Consider the following 18765-nt stretch of genomic DNA (forward strand, 5'->3'; position numbering starts at 1 on the left):
TCCTCTTAAATCTCTGTAGCATTTTTTCTAGAATATGATTTAATTTTATGATAAATAATCCCTTGCTTTGGCGAAAGGAAAAAACTCAAAGCAAAAATTAAGGATGCTACTAAAACGATAGATGCCCCAGTTGCTACATCATAGATAAAGGAAAAATAAACCCCTACTACTGATGAAAACACCCCAATAACAACTGATAGCCCTAACATAACTGGCAGTCTATACGTGAGTAAATACGCCGTTGCCCCTGGCGTTATTAACATAGCCACAACAAGGACAATACCTACGGTTTTTAATGATGCTACTGTTACAAAAGATAACATTAACATTAAAAAATAATGAATAAGTTTATTAGGCAACCCAATAGCTGATGCCATTACAGGATCAAAAGTACTAAGTAACAATTGTTTATAAAACAATACAATACATATTAATACTACAATACCAATAACAACAGTTATCCATAGATCTGTTAATGCAACAGCCAATACATTTCCAAATAATATATGCCATAAATCAACCCCAGTCCCTCGGCGCATTGTAATTAGAATAATGCCAAGAGCAAATGAAGCCGTGAACATAATGCCAATTGCAGAGTCAGATTTTATCTTACTATTTTCAGTAATATAACCAATGCCTAATGCTGTAAGGACACCTGTTGCCACCGCTCCTATAAAGAAACTGACCCCTATCATATAGGCTATAGCCACCCCTGGTAAAACAGCATGAGATATGGCATCTCCCATTAGGGACATCCCCCTTAAAATAATAAAACACCCTATAACACTACAAATGATCCCAACTAAAATTCCTGCAAATAATGCATTTCTTAAATACTGATATTGAAATAAAGAATCAATAAAAAATCTTATATTCTCCATTAACCATTCACCGCCTTTAAGTTTTTTTGACTACAAAAAACGGCAGCCATGTCGTCATATGCTTTACAAAGATTATCTATACAAAATACTTCTTCTCTTTTTCCATAAGCTATTATTTTGTTTTTCATTAATATTAAACTGTCAAAGTAACTCTCAGCTTTAGATAAATCATGATGTACTACAAAAATCGTTTTACCATTATCTCTTAGTTTTTTTAGTAAATTCATTATCATATTTTCAGATATCACATCTATTGCAGCAAAGGGTTCATCTAAAAATAAAATTTCAGCTTCTTGAGCCAATGCTCTTGCTAAAAACACCCTTTGTTGTTGGCCTCCTGATAATTGACCAATTTGTCTGTGTCGATATTCTAACATCTCCACTTGTTGCAAGGCTTCTTCTACTATTTTACGATCTTTACCACTTGGCATCTTCCACCATGTCATATGTGGATAACGCCCCATCATTACCACGTCTTCAACTGTTACAGGAAAGTCTAAATCTATATTATTTCTTTGGGGTACATAAGCAATTTTTTTTCTCATCTTAATAACGGGTTGATCCATAACCTTGATTTTACCTTGATCAACTTCTAGTAATCCCATAATTGCTTTCATTAATGTTGATTTTCCCGCACCATTAGGTCCAATAATACCAATAATTTGTTTTGACACCATAGAAAAGGAAATATTTTCAAAAACTTTCTCGCCATCATAAGATACAGAAAGATTATTTACTTCTACAATTGTTTGCATCCTACCACTCCATTACATTTCAAAATTATTTAGAAGCGTTTATAATTTTTAAATGCGTCTAACTCTAATAATATTTTATGCCTTAACCTTTTTTTGGTGCTTGTACAATTTCACATTAATTATATTTAAACTAGTAGTTTAATAGTATATAAAAAGCTCAGATTCACCTTGAATCTGAGCTTTTTGCTATTTCTTTAAATATAGTTTTGAATAATCATTAAAACGCTTTAGAAATTCAGAATCTGCTTTCATAAAATTAACTAAGGCAGAAATAACTTTATATGTATTAAAACTAATACAATGCTCCATCATTTCCACATCTTTTTGCAGATTATCATTTGCTTGAATAAGATTTAAGAATTCCTTTACTGTATTATGTCTTTCATAAAAGAATTTTCCCAATTTTAGCCCTTTTTCCGTTAAAGAAATAACGCCATATCTTTCATATCTAAGGACTGATTTTTTATTTAGTTTTTGTACCATTTTTGTAACTGACGGAGGTTGGACATTCAATTTGTCTGCTAGATCGTTCACTCTTACATATCCAATATCTCTACTTAAACGATAAATCATTTCAAGATAATCTTCCATACTAGCAGATAACAGATCTTCTTCTATGTTTGCAATTTCATAACCTCTAGCTGTATGAAACTCTTCATAGTTATTTTTCATAATAGATCTCCATTACCATTATTCATTAATACTATAATATGTCTCAGTCATTAGATTTAATCGTATTAATTATTCAACTTCTCCATCATCCATTATTAACCGTCCAACTATAGGCACTCTTCTTAATACAAAAAAACCAGGATGGCATCTGTTAAACTCATAGGTTAAGTCTTGACCTGCTTCTAACCTATTATGTACGCCTCCAACCCATCTGATACTGTCAGTAACATCATATATAATACCATCTACAGCCACATATGCTCTACGGCCTTCTCTACCGTCATAATTTGCTAACTCTTCTCTTGTTAATATTAATCCCTCTTCAGCTACCATATCATTGTTATCAATGTCATTCGTATTATTGCTATTATTTCTATTGTTATTGTCATTGTTGCTATTATAATTATTATTGTTATTATTCATAAAGGCATCCCTCTCATTTAAAAAACAACTTATTTAATTATACTACCCACTTATACCTTATATGACAGTATGTAATCATTGTATTAAGCAAATATAAATAATAACAAAACAATAAAAATTATACTAATAATAATAGTTAATTGGGATTTTATTTTATTAAGCAAAAAACCATTATTTATTATTATAAGATTCTTAAACTCTTCATCATCAATATCCCAAAGTATGATTCTATAATATGTATTATTTAAATCTCTATTTAGATTATTTTCTTCAACATAAGCTTTTAATTCTTCCCCTTTCATTTTATAAATAAGTTCTTGCTCTTCCTTATCAACATACACTTTATCATAGTATTCAAAGTCTAAAATATATTTTTCTTTTATCTTTTCGTATTTCCTTTTCATGAAACTCCCCCCTATTATTTACTTAATTTCTGCACCGCCCCACTCAACAACAGAGAAACCATGTCTTTCAAAAGGTTGTAAAGCTTGTTCTGGAATCTCTATTTTGTCATCTAAACCTTTAAAAACCATAAATATTCTTTGAATACTATCAGGCTTAGGATCAATAATTAATTGTGCGTCTTCAACATATTCTTCCCCTACAAAATATATTAAGTTGTAATTGTTTTTTTCCATTAAAGGCAACCAATAGACAATGAACTCATTGTATTCTCTTGGTATTAATCCTAGATATTCAAGTCTTTCTTGTAAAAAAGGAACAGTCTCTGATCCACTAACTACAAACCCCTCAGTAATCTCATAAGAAGCACCATCACCTTCCCAGAACAAATAAGAATATTCCCTTCCATCCTTTAGGCTAATAAGATCACCATTGGGTTTTGCAAGGACTTCCCAACCTTCATCATACTTAGGATAGGTAAACAATAATTCACCCTTATAATCTAGTTTTACCTTTATTGTGATTTCTTCTTCAGGATATAAATATATAACAGGTTTTGCAAAAATAATATTACTATCCATTTGTATAGGTACTATATCCTCTATATTATTTGTATTGCTATCCACCTTCTCTTGTTCTAATCCCTCAAACTCATTGGTGTTTGAATTGTTTATGATTGTATCATCTTTAATTATACTACAACCTCCAAGTATGACAATAAAAAATAGTATGAAAATTCTTTTTACCATATTTAACACCTCTTATTAATTAATATTAACAAACTTTTATTACCTAAGATTATAATTACCTTTTTGAGCAAGCGCTAACATATCTTCATAATTTATTTTTGCACCACTACCATTAGTCAACTCGTCCCCTTGTTGAAGGAATACCCCTTGTTTCAAACTAACAAGAGCATATGTGTATTCTTCTTCCCCTTGAACTTCTTTTAATAAGAAAATGTATTCTTTTCCAATTTCTATATCTGATCTTTTACTTATGGAAAAACCCAATAAAACTTTTTCTTGATCAATTGTTCCCTTGATAACTTCGTTGATTTTTAAGTCGTATAATTCTACTGGAAAATTAATCGTACCTGAAACATCATATGCATTAATGACTTTGTTGAATTTTTCAATTTTAGCTTTCACCACTAAATCACTATCGTTAACCAGTTCTTCAACACTGATTAATATTTCACTACTCTTTGTACTTCCAATAGAAGCACCAAATGTGAATGTGATATCTAAGTCATGATGATCTATAGGTTTTATTGGACCATCCATAAAAGAGCCTTTGTCATTACCAACTACACTCTCTTCACTATTTGTAGACGCCCTTTGATTAAACTTTGATATCATTCCTGGATAATAAAAAACACTTAAAATTACCACACTGACTATTAAAGAGGCATATACTGGTATCTTAAACATAGGCCATCTATTTATTGTTTTATTCCTATGTATTTTCTGTTCATTATTTACTTCCTCTAGAATTTTAGATTTTATGTTTGGAGTGTCTGATAATATACTTCTTTGAAGACTTTTTCCAATATATTGTTCATTTTTCTTCAATTCAAAACTCTCCTTCCACTAATTTATTTAACTTACTTAAAGCTGACTTGTATCTCCACTTTACAGTAGGAAGAGGTACGCCTGTTATTCTTGATATTTCTTTTTGGGTAATCCCTGATAACAAATAAAGTATAATAACTTGTCTTTCTCCAAGAGATAACTTATTTAATAATTCCAATAAAATCAATTTATCAATAAGAGCATTGTCAAAAGTGTTAGAATAACATTCTTCCTTTCCTTTAAATTGAAGGTGATTATCGTATTTTTGTTTTTTTAATATGTTAAAGGCTGTATTTCTTGTTACTCGTAAAATCCAAGCTTTAGCCTTATTTTGAGTTTTATATAAATGTGCTTTATTAAACACACGAATATAAACATCATGCATAATATCCTCTGCTATTGTTTTATCACGAACAATAGCATAAGCATATCCAAATACATCCTTATGTGTCATATCATATAACGCCCCAAGTGCATCAGAATCTCCTTTTGAAACACGGTCCATTAGATCATCTAATAAAATAGCCTCATTCATAACCACACTCCTAACTCTTTGAAAGATCTTTCTATAATAATAACAATTGAAAAGACAAAAAAGTATAACAATAATTTAATTTTTTAAAAAAACTCATCCTTTTATAAGGACGAGTTTTTGATTACATAAAATATATGTAAATTTTATTTTTTATAATCATTAATCTGTAAGGTTAATGCTTTCATAGATATATGAACTTCTATAATTAATAACAAAAGAGAGATCATTAAAGCGATTAAGCTAGCACCAAAAAAAGCTTCTCCTGCTTTATTTAAATCTCTAAATAGTAAAAAAGTAGATAGTGTACATAAAAAAAAACTGATTCCCCCCATAATTTGGCAATATCTAATGAGTGAGACCCTTTTGCTTAAATTCAGGATTTGTCCTTTAATTTCTTTACTAGGATTGCTTTTATACAAAGCATCTAACTGTCGTATTAATTGAGCTAATGTTAAGAATCTACTGGTATAAGCTGAAATTAATAAAGAGATAGATGTAAATAATAACGCAGGTGTAGTAAGTTCTAACTTCAAGTATAGACCTCCTTTGTTAAGATCTTCTGTTTTTCTACTTTAGAAAACTCAATACTTCTACATATAAACTTTAAAATTCCTGTCATTAAAGACGGGAACAGATTTAATTAATTTTTAATTTCTAAAGCAGAAAATCTTATGTCGTATTTAATTATTAATTTTGGTCCGTCCTCATAGTCATTCTCGTTGATTGCCTTGTTTTGAATGGCACTTTTTTTATTTTTACCTTCTAATATAATATTCCAGTCTTCAGGAACTTTAATACTAATGGCACTGAACTCACAATACAAATCCAGGATATTCACATCCTCTTCTAGTTCAGCTCCAGTAAAGTCAATTTCAACAGCACTAAATGCTGCTGCTACCGATTCACTGTTAAATATTTCTTGATCATAACGTATTTCTTTTCCTGTAAAGGTAAAACACTTTTCGTACTCATTTTTTAATTTGTTTACTTTACCCGTTACTTTATATATTAAAAAACCAGCACCTGATAAAGCAATAAAGGCTATGCCTTTTTTCTTAAGACTCATAAGACCACTCCTTCATTTATTAATTAGTTAAGATCATTAATTTCTTTATTAGATCATTATTAATTTACAAATAAACTAGTTCATACAGATTTGTATCTGATTTATTATATAGTATCATAATAACATAATTTTACCAATAATAATATTCTTTTCAAATATTAATTCTTTTTTCTTTCATTACAATATATAGCTGTTTGTAATTCCTTAATATATTCCTTTTTAAATGGTATATTAGAATCTTTGGCATCCATTGTTGCTTTTTCTATATTGTAATTAACTCGACATAATTGAATACCAATATTGCCTAAAACTTTGGAAGCATAATTACCTTCTATGATTACATAAGATGCCATTGTGATATGATCGCAAGGGTTGCCAACACTTCCTACATTAAATAAAGTTTTACCACCTATTAAAGTGTCAATAAAAGCACCATGTATATCTCCATATCCTACTATATCTGATTCACAATTTACATTATCCACTCTAGATATTTTAGGAATATCAAACATTTCTAAACGTTCTTCTAATTTAGAATTAGAAAATACTCTTTTAAATACATTGTGAGGATGTGCATGGAATAATCTAATATATTTACCACTTAAATAGAAACCTATAGATTCTGGTAAGTTTTTTATGTATTCTAATCTATCTTGTCCTAACTCATTAATCCAATTTATATCTCCAGGATTAGGATTATTAGATACAAATTTTTCCCAGTTTCCCATTATTACAATATCACTAACATCTCTACAAATGTCTAATGTTTCTAATGAGCTGGGACCTTTTCCTATCATATCACCTAAACATATAATTCTACTTATTTCTTTTTCTTTTATATCATCTAAGACCGCTTCTAATGCAGGGAGATTACCGTGTATATCTGATATTATTGCTATTCTTTCCATTTTTTCCTCCTAAGTTAAAAACCTAGTTGTTAACCATTTAACATTGATCTGATGTAATAAATGTCACTCTGATATTACAACTTATTTAAACCTATCAGAGTGACATTAATTTATTCACTAATTTTCAAATCTATATCTTTGCCATCTACAATGGTATTTTTTATTGATATATCTAATTTAAAACCGTCAAAAGGTGTGAACTTTGATTTCGATAAAAATCCTTTTGAATTAATTATTTTTTCTTCTTTTTTTATAACTATTAAATCTGCATCAGCACCAACCTTTATAACACCTTTATTAAGTCCTAATATTTCTGCAGGTTTTTTAGACATGAGATGAATTAACTGTTCCAAAGTTATTATTTGGGTAGAAACCAAAGCCGTATAAGCTAGTGGAAAAGCAATTTCTAGAGATGACATTCCAAAAGAAGCCAACTCAAATTCAACCAATTTTGAATCAATAGTATTAGGTTTGTGATCCGAACTGATTACATCAATGATCCCCTCTTTTATTCCTTGTATAATAGCGTTAACATCTTCCTCAGTTCTTAAAGGAGGGTTTACTTTAGCAAATGCATTATAATTCTGAACCTTATCTTCATTTAACATAAAATAATGAGGGGATGTTTCAGCAGTAATATTAACACCATTTCTTTTTGCATCTTTAATCAATTCTACAGATTTTTTTGTAGAAATATGTGTTATGTGAATATGAGCCTTGTAATAGTCTGCTAATAAAATGTTTCTTGCAACCATTATTTCTTCTGCTGTTCTTAAAGCCCCTTTTAAACCCAGATAAGTTGACATTTTTCCTTCATTAACGCCACTAGAAAAGGAAAGACTTGTGTCTTCACAATGGGTAATTATTGGCATATCAAACATTTTTGCATATTTAATAATTTTACTTATGACATTAGCATCTTGAATGGCTTTATCCCCGTCTGAGATGGCACAAACCCCTGACAATTGCATATCACCAATCTCTGCCAATTCTTTTCCTTCACATTTTTTGGTCATACTACCATAAGGAAATATATTAACACAACTGTCTTCTCTTGCTTTTGATAGAATAAATTCCACTACAGTTTTGTTATCAATTGTTGGAGACGTATCAGGATTCATAGTAATAGAGGTAAAACCACCTCTTGCAGCACTTATACTAGCCGTTTCAAGAGTTTCTTTATATTCATATCCTGGTTCTCCAATGGTACAGTGCATATCTACAAGACCTGGAATGACATAACACTCACTGGCATCAATTACCTTATAAACATCTAATTTTTGAAGTTCTTTGCCAATTGCTGTAATTTTACCGTTTTCTATATAAATATCAATATTATCTTTAAATCTATCACTTTCATAAACTATCCCATTTTTAATGAGTAGCTTCATAAAAATTCACCCCACTTTTAGAGAGCAAATGGAATACTGCCATTCTTACTGCCACTCCATTTATTTCTTGTCTATCAATCAAAGAGCTTTTTCCATCAATAACATCTGAACTTATTTCAATACCACGATTAATTGGACCTGGATGCATAACAATTACATCTGGTTTAGCATACTTTAATCGATTAGAATCTAGCTTAAACAACTTAATATATTCATTTTTTGATGGAATCAAATTATTTTCTTGTCGCTCAGTCTGTACTTTAAGAGTTAATATAACATCTGCATCAATAATGGCTTCAGTTATAGAGTGATATACTTTAATGCCAAAAGACTCTAATTCATAGGGCAATAAAGTTGGCGGCCCTGCAACAGATACTTCTGCCCCTAATTTAGTTAGTGCCCATATATTACTTCTTGCAACTCGATTGTGTTTTACATCACCAATGATAGCAACTTTTAACCCTTCGAAATTCTTTTTAATTTCATATATAGATAACAAATCAATTAATGCTTGGGTTGGATTCTCATTTTCTCCATCACCTGCATTTATTACTGAAGCACTAACATATTTTGCTAGATGATTTGGTCCTCCTGCTAATGGATGTCTTAATACAATGATATCTGCTCCCATTTGATCTATGGTTCTACCAATATCTCTAAGAGATTCACCTCTAGAAAATTGACGCTTTGTTGTAAGGCTTATAAGATCCGCACTTAAGTATTGGGCTGCTAATTCATAAGATATTTTAGACCTGGAACTTTCATCGTAAAAAAGGGTTGCTACAGTTTTACCTTTTAACTCCGGCGACTTCTTTCTATTTGAAGTAAGTAAATATTTCATTTTCTGTGCCGTATTAAGAATGTAATATATTTCTTGTGAAGTAAATGATTTTAATTCTAAGAAATGTCTATGATTGAAAATCAAATTAATCAGCTCCATTAATTATCGAATAGGGTTAACCCTAAAAACAATATATTTTATAAATTCATGTCAATTATTATAACATAATTTTCTAGAAAAACAAAAACTTTTATGCATTAACTACTTATAGTTTATACAAATATCTTCTTACTAAGAATATAATATTTAGCAGTCTTGATAATATTTATAGTTATACTCCTTTACTATTAGAAAAAGAGAAAACCAAAAATAGTTTTCTCTTTTTTTACATTCATTAAAATTATTATTAAATTTCTTTTGGTAAAACTTTATTAAAGATTACACCAGCTAAAGCAGCTATTGCTAATCCAGAAATTTGTAAGTCATTTACAAGTGGAATGTCTGCAATACCAATACCTAAAACCAATATAAGAGCTGATATAATTAAATTTCTACTATGTGCAAAGTCTAATTCAGCATTGATTAAGATTCTAACACCAACACTCGCAATCATACCAAAAAGAATAATACTAACGCCACCCATTACTGGAGTAGGTATTGTTCTAACAATTGCTCCAAACTTGCCTATAAAACTTAAAAATATAGCAAAGATAGCAGCCAAACGAATCACTGAAGGATCATAAACTTTAGTTACTGCTAATACACCTGTGTTTTCACTATAAGTTGTATTGGCAGGACCACCAAGTAAACCAGCTGTAATCGTTGCAATACCATCCCCTAACATAGTTCTATGTATACCAGGATTTTTAAAGAAATCTTTACCTACTACTGCACCATTCGTTGTAATATCACCAATATGTTCAATAAATACCACTAAGGCAATTGGTGCTATGGCAATAATACCTGTCCAATTGAAACTTGGTAATGTTAATATTTGGCTTACAAATGCTTCATCTAATAAAGAAATCCAAGGCGCCTCAACAATTGCTGAAGTATTAACAAATCCCATTCCATAAGCTACTATATACCCGATTATTACAGATATTAAAATTGGTACTAATTTAAAGAAACCTTTTGCGAATATAGAGATTACTATCATTGATAGAACAACTATAGATGATACTAGGAGAAAATCTGGTCTGAATAAAACGCCACCATCTCCAAGTCTTTCATACATTGCATCTGTAATTGCTATTGGACTTAACCTTAAACCAATAACCATTATAATTGGTCCAGTAACAATTGGTGGAAAAAAGGACTTAACAGTTTCTACACCAAATAATTTAATTATACCACCCATAATAACATATATAATACCCGCTATTATTAGGCCACCTTTTACACTAGCCAATCCTTGATTGCTTAGAGTTACTGCTATTGCTGGAATAAACGCAAAACTTGAACCTAAAAATACAGGTACCATTCCTTTTGTTACTGCATGAAATAATAATGTACCAATACCCGCAGCTAGTAAGGCAATCGCTGGGTCTAAACCAGTTAAAATTGGAACCAATACTGTTGCTCCAAACATAGCTAATACATGTTGAAAACCTAAAATTACTTTTTTACCTGTTGTAATATTTTCCATCTTGTTTCCTCCTCAAGTATTTTAGTTTATTATTGAGCTCCCACTATCTATAATCAAAACTTAATATATCTTTTAGATAATAGCACTATGTATGGGACATCTCTATAGTTAAATAAGGCATACATCCTTACTTAATTTCACAACTCAACTTCATTAACAACTACTTCATCTAAGCCATCTTCTTCTGACAAATGAACATGTACAATCTCATTGTTAGATGTAGGAATATTCTTACCCACATAATCTGGTCTAAGTGGAAGTTCCCTATGCCCTCTGTCAATTAATGCTGCAAATTGAATCTTTTTTGGTCTACCAGCATCAATTACTGCATCAATGGCTGCTCTTAATGTTCTACCTGTATATATAACATCATCAATTAAGATTACAGTTTTATTCTCAACCAGTACTTGCAGATCATTATGAACAATCGGCTGATTGGTTTTTTTCTCTAGATCATCTCTATAAAAAGTAATGTCCAATACATCGAAAGGTATACTTTCTGATTCAAAGCTTTCAATTTTCTTAACTATTCTTTTAGCAAGGGGAACCCCTCTAGTCTTAATGCCTAAAATAACAATATCTTCTACACCTTTATTTTTTTCGATTATCTCATGTGCTATTCGAGTCAAAGCTCTGTTAATAGCTTTATCGTCTAATAAAATTTTACTCATACCTACAACCCCTTTTATATAAAGTTTTTACTTTATAAGATATAGAACTTTCCTGGAAAGTAAAAAAGCCCCTTGTAAAATACTTTACAAGAAGCTAGAATTCCTCTATCTGAACAGAATTATACCCAAAAAAATCGAGTAAAACTCATTACCACTTCTTATTAGTATCACAGTACTAATTTAAAGAAACTTATATATTTATAATTATTTCATATAAAATTTACCATATATTAATAAGTTTGTCCAGTGTTATTTTTAAAAATACATAAGATATTTCATCTCAATTTATCCAATAATTCCTCAAAATAACTTGGAAGTGGTGTTTCAAATTCCATATATTCGTTTTTAATTGGATGTATAAACCCAAGGACCCTAGCATGTAACGCTTGTCCATTAATATTAAAAGGATCCTTTGATGGCCCATAAACGGTATCTCCCACTAATGGATGATTAATACTAGACAAGTGAACACGTATTTGATGGGTTCTACCTGTTTCTAACTGACATTCAATATGGTTGTATTTATGATTTAAAGGATCTAATACCTGATAATGGGTGACAGCTCTTTTCCCATTCCTAGAATTAATAGCCATTTTTTTTCGGTCAATTGGATGCCTTCCTATAGGTGCATCAATAATTCCTTTATCTTCTTTCATGTTATGATATACAATGGCATTGTATTTTCTAGTTATTGAATGCTCTTTTAGTTGTTCCGCTATTTTTATATGGGCAATATCACTTTTACATACGACTAAAACACCCGTTGTGTCTTTATCTATTCTATGAACAATACCAGGCCTTAATACACCATTAATACCAGATAAATTGTCTCTACAATGATATAATAATGCATTAACTAAAGTACCACTTGTATGACCAGCAGATGGATGAACAACCATATCTTTGGGTTTGTTAATGATTACAAAGGCATCATCTTCGTAAACTATGTCTAATGGAATATTTTCTGCTTTTATATCTAATGGCTCTGGATCAGGCAAATTCACAGTAATTGTATCCTTTACATTCAGTTTATAATTGGCTTTTATTTCTTTACCATTGGCTAGTACACAATTGTCTTTTATTAATTTTTGTAGATATGAACGTGATAATTCTAAATCTAAAATTTGAGAATATTTATCTATTCGAATACCCTCTTCTTCCTCTGCAACAAAAAAGGTATATGTTTTCATGGCATTGTCTTCCTTTACTAATTCATTACTCTAATGAATATTGATATTATAAGTATTTATTGAAAAACTCATCATTCTTATATACAAATATAATAAGTATAAAAGTTAAAATAGCACCCACAGTAACATAAATATCTGCAATGTTAAATACAGGGAAATCTATTAATTTAAAATATATAAAATCAACTACATACCCAAGAAAAATTCTGTCAATCAAATTCCCAATTGCTCCTGAGACAATTAAAATCAAACAAAATCTTATATAATTGTATTTTTTTTCTTTAGGTATTTTATTATAGTAATAAATAATAAATCCTAAAATAGCAAAGGTTATAATTACAAAAAACATTACTCTATTTTGCATTATACCAAATGCTGCCCCTCTATTTTCTACATATACCAATTCAAAAACATCTTTTATTATTGGTATGCCCCTTGTATTCATAAGGTGTTCTATGGCTAAATATTTTGTTATTTGATCTATTCCTACTAAAACAAAAACTGCAATAATAAAACTAAGCATATCCCTCTCCTTATGAAATAATGTTATTTATAGCATTCAATAATTCATCATCTGTTACATCTGTATATATGTTTGCTACCCCTAATTCATTTAACAAAATAAAATGTAATACACTAGACTTAACTTTTTTGTCTAATTTCGTTACTTTAATGATTTCTTCAGGAGATATATCTTTTACCTCAATGGGCAAATTATACTTCACTAAGACATTATTAATTCTATAACATTTTTCTTTGGATATATAGCCTCTTTTATATGAAAGATAAGCAGCAACTACCATACCTACAGACACACATTCCCCATGCAACCAAGTAAAATCTTTTATTTTTTCAATGGCATGGCCTACTGTATGCCCAAAATTTAGTAATGCTCTAATATTTTCTTCTTTTTCATCTTTCTCTACTACATCTTTTTTTATGCAACAGCTTCTATAGATCATTTCTGTTAAAGACTCTTGATTTAAAAGGTTTACTTGTTCACTATTTTTCTCTAACCAATCTAGATACTCTAAATCTTTTATTAAAGCATGTTTTATAATCTCTGCCATTCCCGAACTAAATTCGTTTTTAGGCAATGTATCAATGGTTTTAGTATTAATAATCACAGCTCTCGGTTGATAAAAGGCACCAACCATGTTTTTATATCCTTTAAAATCCACACCTGTTTTTCCACCAATACTACTGTCTACTTGTGATAATAATGACGTCGGCATTTGAATAAAATCAATACCTCTAAGGTAAGTAGATGCTGTAAATCCTGTTAAATCACCAACAACACCACCACCTAATGCAATTAAAATTGATTTTCTATCAAACTTTTCATTTATTAATAGTTCATATAATTCATATACTGTATTTAGTGTTTTATTTTCTTCCCCTGCTGGAAAAGTAAATGCCACCACCTTTTCAGCACTATACCCTAAGGCATTTTTAACTTCTTCTAAATAAATATTGCCTACATTTGTATCTGTTACGATACAAACTTTTTTATTAGTAAAATCAATATGATCTAATAACCCTAATAATCCTTCGTAGGATTGACAGAACTTTATAGGATATTCTTTATCTTTTGTTTTTATTTGTAATTCTCTATTCATCTTTATCTCCCTTTAAAATAAGAACTCTAATCATTAGAGTTCTCTTTAGTTTGCCCTTCTTTAATTTCATTATCATTATTGTTTTTTGATAAATGCTCTAAGAATGAATCTATTTCATCTTTACTTGTAATATTAGCCATAGAGATTGTTTTATCATCAATTATTTCTAACTGAGTCTTTAAGAATTGTTTTATTTGAATCTTATATGTATCGTAGTGGCTAATAAGTTCTTCAATTTTTATTTGAACTCTATACAATTCATCTTTTGCTTCTTGTACAATTAAGGTTGCTTTCAACTCTGCTTCTTTTTCTATTTGTTGAGCTTTGTTATGTGCGTTTGCTCTTGTTTCTTCCGCTGTTCTTTCAGCTAGAAGCAAAGTGCTTTGAAGTGTTTCTTCAATTGTTTTATAATAAGAAATACCTTCATTTAATACATTGATTTTATCTTTTAGTTCTATGTTTTCCTTATAGAGTTTTTCATAATGATTCATTATTTCTCTTAAGAATTTATCAACTTCTTTGGCACTATAGCCCATTCCACCCTTTTTAAAGGTTTTTGACTCAATATCTAACGGTGTCAACATATAAAACTCCTCCTAAATAAAGCGATCTATTATAATATAATTACGTCCTTTTTTAGTTTGTTGCTTTACTTCCCTGTAAATTATCTTTCCTAAACCTCTAACGGATACAATATCGTTTTCTTTTAAGATATAACTGTTAGATTGAATTAACTTTCCATTAACAAAAACTTTACCCCCCTGTATTAAAGGAGTCATCTGCCCCCTAGACTTTGTAAACCCTAATGCAATTACAGTATCTAATCTAATTGAAGATACAGAACCGCTAATGGTTTTAAACTTAGGGCTAAATTCAACCTCATTTAAATCATATATGATATCAATTTCTATACTTGTCCTTTTTATTTCAAAAAAATTGTCCTTAATATAATTAGAAATACCCTCTGTACAAAAAACAAATGCTTCACTATCATTTATTATGATGTCACCAATTTTACTTCTATCTATCCCTAAACTCAAAATCGCCCCTAAGTAATCTCTATGGTTCAATTCATCTTTAAATTTCGGGCTACTAGGTTTTATTTTCAAGCAAGCATATGGGGCATATAATTCTTTTTCATCGTAATGATTTGGATAAAAAACAATCATTTTTCTTTCAGCATATTTGTACCCACCATCTAAAGACACATTTATATTTTGAGTTTCTTCTTTTACCCAGCTTAATAAATTTTGTTCGTTTAGATTTAAAAAATCTGAGAAAGTGGGAATATTTTTGTTATGACATATACTAGCTAAATCCCTTAGCCTATTGATTACAATTTGCTCTTCTTTATTCACGGTCTTATAAGCCTCTTAATATAGAATCTATAAATCTTTGTAAGTATGCTAATATAATAAATACTATAATAGGTGAAAAGTCTAACATAGATGTTCTGCCACCAAAAACCGATTTTTGTATTAGACGTCTTACTGGGGAAAGTAATGGCTCAACTATAGATCTTATAAACTGAACCAATGGATTATTAGGCTTAATTGGCAACCAAGACATTATTATATATGCAATCAAAAATATTTCTAATGCTCTAAAAAAGTACAAAAAGGTTGTTAAAATAATTTGCAATGTTTGTTCTGGCATTGAGTCCTCCTGCTATCTTGCTAAATTTTTATTCTCAGTCAAACTTGTTCTCTTCCTCAGCAAGAGACATCATTTGAGTATATTATAGTTATTCCTTTTTCCAAGGTAAAATTATCCCATTTGTTTTTAATTCTTCTTTAAAGTCTCCTGCTATATCTACATTGTCAGGGGCAATAATAAAAATATTATTGGTAACTCTTTGAAGGTTACCATTTAAAGAATAACAAGCACCACTAATAAAGTCCATTATTCTTTGAGCAGTGTCTCTTTCCATAGTCTCTAAATTAATTACAACAGGTCTTTTAGATCTTATATGGTCACAAATGTCTTGTGCTTCGTCATAGGATTCTGGATGTATCACAATGACTTCCATTTGTATATTTGTATGGATGTTTACAATTTTTGAGTTATTTCTTTTATATTGTTTTAATTGTCTTACCTCTGTCATCGGTTCTGCTACCGCAATCTCTTCCTCTGTTTGTTCCATTTCAAATTCTTCCTCATCGTCATTTAATTTCATAAAATTCATCATTTTGTCCAAAAACTTAGACATAGTATCCACCCCTATTTATAATTTCTTTCTCCAAAAATACCAGTTCCAACTCTTATCATAGTTGCGCCTTCTTCAATTGCAACTTCAAAATCATTCGTCATCCCCATGGATAAAATCTCCATATTAACATTATCAATGTTTTTACTTTTTATGTCAACATATAATTCCTTCATTTTAGCAAAAAATGCCCTATTTTCTTCAGGATTATCTGTATAGGGTGCAATAGTCATTAATCCTTTCACAGAAACATTACTTAATTTCGATATGCTATGAATTAGAAGGTATAAGGCTTCCTTTTCTACACCGAATTTTGACTCTTCATTTGCAATATTAACCTGAACTAAAATATTAACGATAATACCTCTTTTGTTTCCTTCTTCATTTATCTTTTCAGCCAGTCTTAGAGAATCTACGGAATGTATTAAAGAAACCTTATCAATAATATATTTGACTTTATTTCTTTGCAGATGCCCTATAAAATGCCAATTAATTCTATGGCTAATTTCTTCCATCTTATCTCTTAGTTCTTGAACTTTGTTTTCGCCAAAATCAACCATGCCTTCCTTATAAGCAGCATCAATATATTCATTAGGCTTTGTTTTACTTACTGCAATAAGTGTCACTTCACTAGGGTCTCTACCTACTTTTATACAAGCTTTTTTAATCTGTTGATCCACTTCTGCTAGATTATCTTTTATATGCATATGCATTTATACCACCTCTTTAATAAACAATTTCATTTTCTTCTACTTCATTAGCATTCATTATTATATGATCATATAGCCGAATGCCATATGGCGTACCTTGTTTTACTATGGTATAAGCGTTATTAGAAAACACCTTTTCAATCAATTTAAATTGAGCAAACCCTCTAATAGAATCATATACCCCTTCTAAACTTACCATATAATCCACTCTAAAACTTTCAGTAGAGTTAGGTTTTATAATAACATCATTATGATTGAGTACCGTATCTCTAATATAATAATAGTCATCATCTAAATAATTCATAGCAAATGGTATAAATTGAACCGTTTGAGAGCCATCATCTAATGTTGTTGCTCTCATAATACCATTCTCACTACCACTCCTTGTAACAAAGTCTCTTGGTATTCTATAGAAACTCTTAGATATTATAGCACTATTTGGTATTTTAATACCTTGTATATCATTATATATAATTTCAAAATCCATAAATCTATAATCTGTAAAATCATTAACGGAATGATTGAATTCAAGAACAATCTTTCCACTGTTTTTCTCTATAATTAGCCCTGTTAATTCTCGATCATTAAATAAATTAATATTAAGTGTATTTCTATTTTCAATATAATTCAACAAGCTCTCTGTTGGTTCAAATACCATATACCATTTTTGACTATTTATAATTTTATATAAAGGGTCTCCTACACTTACTCTATTTGTTAGAAGTTGTTCATTAGTCACCTTTTCACTAAGAATGATTGTATCAACATTTTCAAGAGAAAGCTCTTCTAGACCATCCATTCTATATGAAATTATACCACTGTACTTACTTCTTATAACATTCATTCCATTCATATCAATATTATTATTATTTACAATTTTATTAAACTCGATTAGACTATTGTTTATTTTATATGTAAGATCATAAACTGAATTAAAATATGAATCATTGTATTCAGATTTAAAATTTGACACTTGATATTGAATGACATTTAATTCATCTCTATTTAAACGGCTAATCTCTTCTACTCTTCTATTATTCATCCTATCAATGGTACATATGATAGTTTCTCTTGACGCTCTATCCCCATTTCGAAAAAAATAACTCACATAACCATCATAGGGACTATTTATTACTTCCTCATCTCTAATAATAATGCCTGTGAAAAACTCACCTTCTCTTATAGAACCACTTATTGCCTCAAATCTAGAAGGGTTTTTTCTACTTATAAAAGTGAACACAGAAATAATTATATATATAAGGATAACACTATATATTATCAAACCAATATTAAATGGCCTTCTTTTTTTATATTGAATAACTTTTCCACTCAA

The 18765-nt window shown here is 29.8% G+C and carries 24 protein-coding genes; all 24 read right to left on the bottom strand.

Annotation, left to right across the window (positions count from 1 at the left end; genetic code table 11):
* Nucleotides 1–5 precede the first annotated feature (5 nt).
* Nucleotides 6–881 (bottom strand): metal ABC transporter permease, encoded by an 876-nt coding sequence (locus EDC18_RS07370; RefSeq protein WP_132251784.1) that lies wholly within the window; start codon nt 879–881, stop codon nt 6–8.
* A complete protein-coding gene (locus EDC18_RS07375; RefSeq protein WP_132251785.1) occupies nt 881–1636 on the bottom strand; it encodes a metal ABC transporter ATP-binding protein in 756 nt (251 codons plus the stop codon). The genes EDC18_RS07370 and EDC18_RS07375 overlap by 1 nt, the downstream gene beginning before the upstream one ends.
* Nucleotides 1637–1822: 186 nt before the next feature.
* Nucleotides 1823–2308: a transcriptional regulator MntR gene (gene mntR, locus EDC18_RS07380; protein WP_132251787.1), complete on the bottom strand. Its 486-nt coding sequence runs from the start codon at nt 2306–2308 to the stop codon at nt 1823–1825.
* A gap of 69 nt (nt 2309–2377) precedes the next feature.
* On the bottom strand, nt 2378–2731 hold the full coding sequence (locus tag EDC18_RS07385) for a cytochrome b5 domain-containing protein (protein WP_132251789.1): 354 nt from the start codon (nt 2729–2731) through the stop codon (nt 2378–2380).
* Nucleotides 2732–2814: 83 nt separating this feature from the next.
* On the bottom strand, nt 2815–3135 hold the full coding sequence (locus EDC18_RS07390; protein WP_132251790.1) for a hypothetical protein: 321 nt from the start codon (nt 3133–3135) through the stop codon (nt 2815–2817).
* An 18-nt stretch (nt 3136–3153) separates the two neighbouring features.
* Nucleotides 3154–3882, bottom strand: coding sequence for a hypothetical protein (locus tag EDC18_RS14785; protein ID WP_132251792.1), 729 nt, complete (start codon nt 3880–3882; stop codon nt 3154–3156).
* Between the two features lie 39 nt (nt 3883–3921).
* Complete coding sequence (locus tag EDC18_RS07400; protein ID WP_132251794.1) at nt 3922–4707, bottom strand: hypothetical protein; 786 nt, start codon at nt 4705–4707, stop codon at nt 3922–3924.
* A gap of 1 nt (nt 4708) precedes the next feature.
* A complete protein-coding gene (locus tag EDC18_RS07405; RefSeq protein WP_132251796.1) occupies nt 4709–5242 on the bottom strand; it encodes an RNA polymerase sigma factor in 534 nt (177 codons plus the stop codon).
* A gap of 143 nt (nt 5243–5385) precedes the next feature.
* Complete coding sequence (locus EDC18_RS07410) at nt 5386–5775, bottom strand: DUF2721 domain-containing protein (RefSeq protein WP_132251797.1); 390 nt, start codon at nt 5773–5775, stop codon at nt 5386–5388.
* 107 nt (nt 5776–5882) lie between these two features.
* On the bottom strand, nt 5883–6308 hold the full coding sequence (locus EDC18_RS07415; protein WP_132251799.1) for a hypothetical protein: 426 nt from the start codon (nt 6306–6308) through the stop codon (nt 5883–5885).
* Nucleotides 6309–6466: 158 nt separating this feature from the next.
* Complete coding sequence (locus tag EDC18_RS07420) at nt 6467–7216, bottom strand: metallophosphoesterase family protein (RefSeq protein ID WP_132251801.1); 750 nt, start codon at nt 7214–7216, stop codon at nt 6467–6469.
* Between the two features lie 110 nt (nt 7217–7326).
* Nucleotides 7327–8607: a dihydroorotase gene (locus EDC18_RS07425; RefSeq protein WP_132251803.1), complete on the bottom strand. Its 1281-nt coding sequence runs from the start codon at nt 8605–8607 to the stop codon at nt 7327–7329.
* Nucleotides 8591–9532: an aspartate carbamoyltransferase catalytic subunit gene (locus EDC18_RS07430; RefSeq protein ID WP_243115088.1), complete on the bottom strand. Its 942-nt coding sequence runs from the start codon at nt 9530–9532 to the stop codon at nt 8591–8593. The genes EDC18_RS07425 and EDC18_RS07430 overlap by 17 nt, the downstream gene beginning before the upstream one ends.
* 262 nt (nt 9533–9794) lie before the next feature.
* Entirely contained in the window at nt 9795–11036 is a 1242-nt protein-coding gene (locus EDC18_RS07435) for a uracil-xanthine permease family protein (RefSeq protein ID WP_132251806.1), read from the bottom strand.
* Between the two features lie 137 nt (nt 11037–11173).
* A complete protein-coding gene (gene pyrR / locus EDC18_RS07440) occupies nt 11174–11707 on the bottom strand; it encodes a bifunctional pyr operon transcriptional regulator/uracil phosphoribosyltransferase PyrR (protein ID WP_132251808.1) in 534 nt (177 codons plus the stop codon).
* A gap of 275 nt (nt 11708–11982) precedes the next feature.
* Nucleotides 11983–12897, bottom strand: coding sequence for an RluA family pseudouridine synthase (locus EDC18_RS07445; protein WP_132251810.1), 915 nt, complete (start codon nt 12895–12897; stop codon nt 11983–11985).
* 46 nt (nt 12898–12943) lie between these two features.
* Nucleotides 12944–13420, bottom strand: coding sequence for a signal peptidase II (gene lspA, locus EDC18_RS07450; protein ID WP_132251812.1), 477 nt, complete (start codon nt 13418–13420; stop codon nt 12944–12946).
* Nucleotides 13421–13430: 10 nt separating this feature from the next.
* Nucleotides 13431–14516, bottom strand: a complete 1086-nt coding sequence (gene aroB, locus EDC18_RS07455) for a 3-dehydroquinate synthase (RefSeq protein ID WP_132251814.1) — start codon at nt 14514–14516, stop codon at nt 13431–13433.
* Nucleotides 14517–14542: 26 nt separating this feature from the next.
* On the bottom strand, nt 14543–15100 hold the full coding sequence (locus EDC18_RS07460) for a DivIVA domain-containing protein (RefSeq protein ID WP_132251816.1): 558 nt from the start codon (nt 15098–15100) through the stop codon (nt 14543–14545).
* Nucleotides 15101–15112: 12 nt separating this feature from the next.
* Nucleotides 15113–15874 (bottom strand): YlmH family RNA-binding protein, encoded by a 762-nt coding sequence (locus EDC18_RS07465; RefSeq protein ID WP_132251817.1) that lies wholly within the window; start codon nt 15872–15874, stop codon nt 15113–15115.
* Nucleotides 15875–15878: 4 nt separating this feature from the next.
* Nucleotides 15879–16172: a YggT family protein gene (locus tag EDC18_RS07470; protein ID WP_132251818.1), complete on the bottom strand. Its 294-nt coding sequence runs from the start codon at nt 16170–16172 to the stop codon at nt 15879–15881.
* 88 nt (nt 16173–16260) lie between these two features.
* Nucleotides 16261–16725, bottom strand: a complete 465-nt coding sequence (locus EDC18_RS07475; protein ID WP_132251820.1) for a cell division protein SepF — start codon at nt 16723–16725, stop codon at nt 16261–16263.
* An 11-nt stretch (nt 16726–16736) separates the two neighbouring features.
* On the bottom strand, nt 16737–17435 hold the full coding sequence (locus EDC18_RS07480) for a YggS family pyridoxal phosphate-dependent enzyme (RefSeq protein ID WP_243115089.1): 699 nt from the start codon (nt 17433–17435) through the stop codon (nt 16737–16739).
* A gap of 13 nt (nt 17436–17448) precedes the next feature.
* A complete protein-coding gene (locus EDC18_RS07485; protein WP_132251822.1) occupies nt 17449–18765 on the bottom strand; it encodes a biotin/lipoyl attachment domain-containing protein in 1317 nt (438 codons plus the stop codon).

Source organism: Natranaerovirga pectinivora (assembly GCF_004342165.1).
GTDB lineage: Bacteria > Bacillota > Clostridia > Lachnospirales > DSM-24629 > Natranaerovirga > Natranaerovirga pectinivora.

Coding starts and splice junctions, on each gene's coding strand:
- pyrR (WP_132251808.1), bottom strand. CDS start 11,707: ATGAGTAAAATTTTATTAGACGATAAAGCTATTAACAGAGCTTTGACT.
- EDC18_RS07375 (WP_132251785.1), bottom strand. CDS start 1,636: ATGCAAACAATTGTAGAAGTAAATAATCTTTCTGTATCTTATGATGGC.
- EDC18_RS07425 (WP_132251803.1), bottom strand. CDS start 8,607: ATGAAGCTACTCATTAAAAATGGGATAGTTTATGAAAGTGATAGATTT.
- aroB (WP_132251814.1), bottom strand. CDS start 14,516: ATGAATAGAGAATTACAAATAAAAACAAAAGATAAAGAATATCCTATA.
- EDC18_RS07385 (WP_132251789.1), bottom strand. CDS start 2,731: ATGAATAATAACAATAATAATTATAATAGCAACAATGACAATAACAAT.
- EDC18_RS07420 (WP_132251801.1), bottom strand. CDS start 7,216: ATGGAAAGAATAGCAATAATATCAGATATACACGGTAATCTCCCTGCA.
- EDC18_RS07460 (WP_132251816.1), bottom strand. CDS start 15,100: ATGTTGACACCGTTAGATATTGAGTCAAAAACCTTTAAAAAGGGTGGA.
- lspA (WP_132251812.1), bottom strand. CDS start 13,420: ATGCTTAGTTTTATTATTGCAGTTTTTGTTTTAGTAGGAATAGATCAA.
- EDC18_RS14785 (WP_132251792.1), bottom strand. CDS start 3,882: ATGGTAAAAAGAATTTTCATACTATTTTTTATTGTCATACTTGGAGGT.
- EDC18_RS07445 (WP_132251810.1), bottom strand. CDS start 12,897: ATGAAAACATATACCTTTTTTGTTGCAGAGGAAGAAGAGGGTATTCGA.
- mntR (WP_132251787.1), bottom strand. CDS start 2,308: ATGAAAAATAACTATGAAGAGTTTCATACAGCTAGAGGTTATGAAATT.
- EDC18_RS07470 (WP_132251818.1), bottom strand. CDS start 16,172: ATGCCAGAACAAACATTGCAAATTATTTTAACAACCTTTTTGTACTTT.
- EDC18_RS07435 (WP_132251806.1), bottom strand. CDS start 11,036: ATGGAAAATATTACAACAGGTAAAAAAGTAATTTTAGGTTTTCAACAT.
- EDC18_RS07475 (WP_132251820.1), bottom strand. CDS start 16,725: ATGTCTAAGTTTTTGGACAAAATGATGAATTTTATGAAATTAAATGAC.
- EDC18_RS07480 (WP_243115089.1), bottom strand. CDS start 17,435: ATGCATATGCATATAAAAGATAATCTAGCAGAAGTGGATCAACAGATT.
- EDC18_RS07405 (WP_132251796.1), bottom strand. CDS start 5,242: ATGAATGAGGCTATTTTATTAGATGATCTAATGGACCGTGTTTCAAAA.
- EDC18_RS07390 (WP_132251790.1), bottom strand. CDS start 3,135: ATGAAAAGGAAATACGAAAAGATAAAAGAAAAATATATTTTAGACTTT.
- EDC18_RS07415 (WP_132251799.1), bottom strand. CDS start 6,308: ATGAGTCTTAAGAAAAAAGGCATAGCCTTTATTGCTTTATCAGGTGCT.
- EDC18_RS07370 (WP_132251784.1), bottom strand. CDS start 881: ATGGAGAATATAAGATTTTTTATTGATTCTTTATTTCAATATCAGTAT.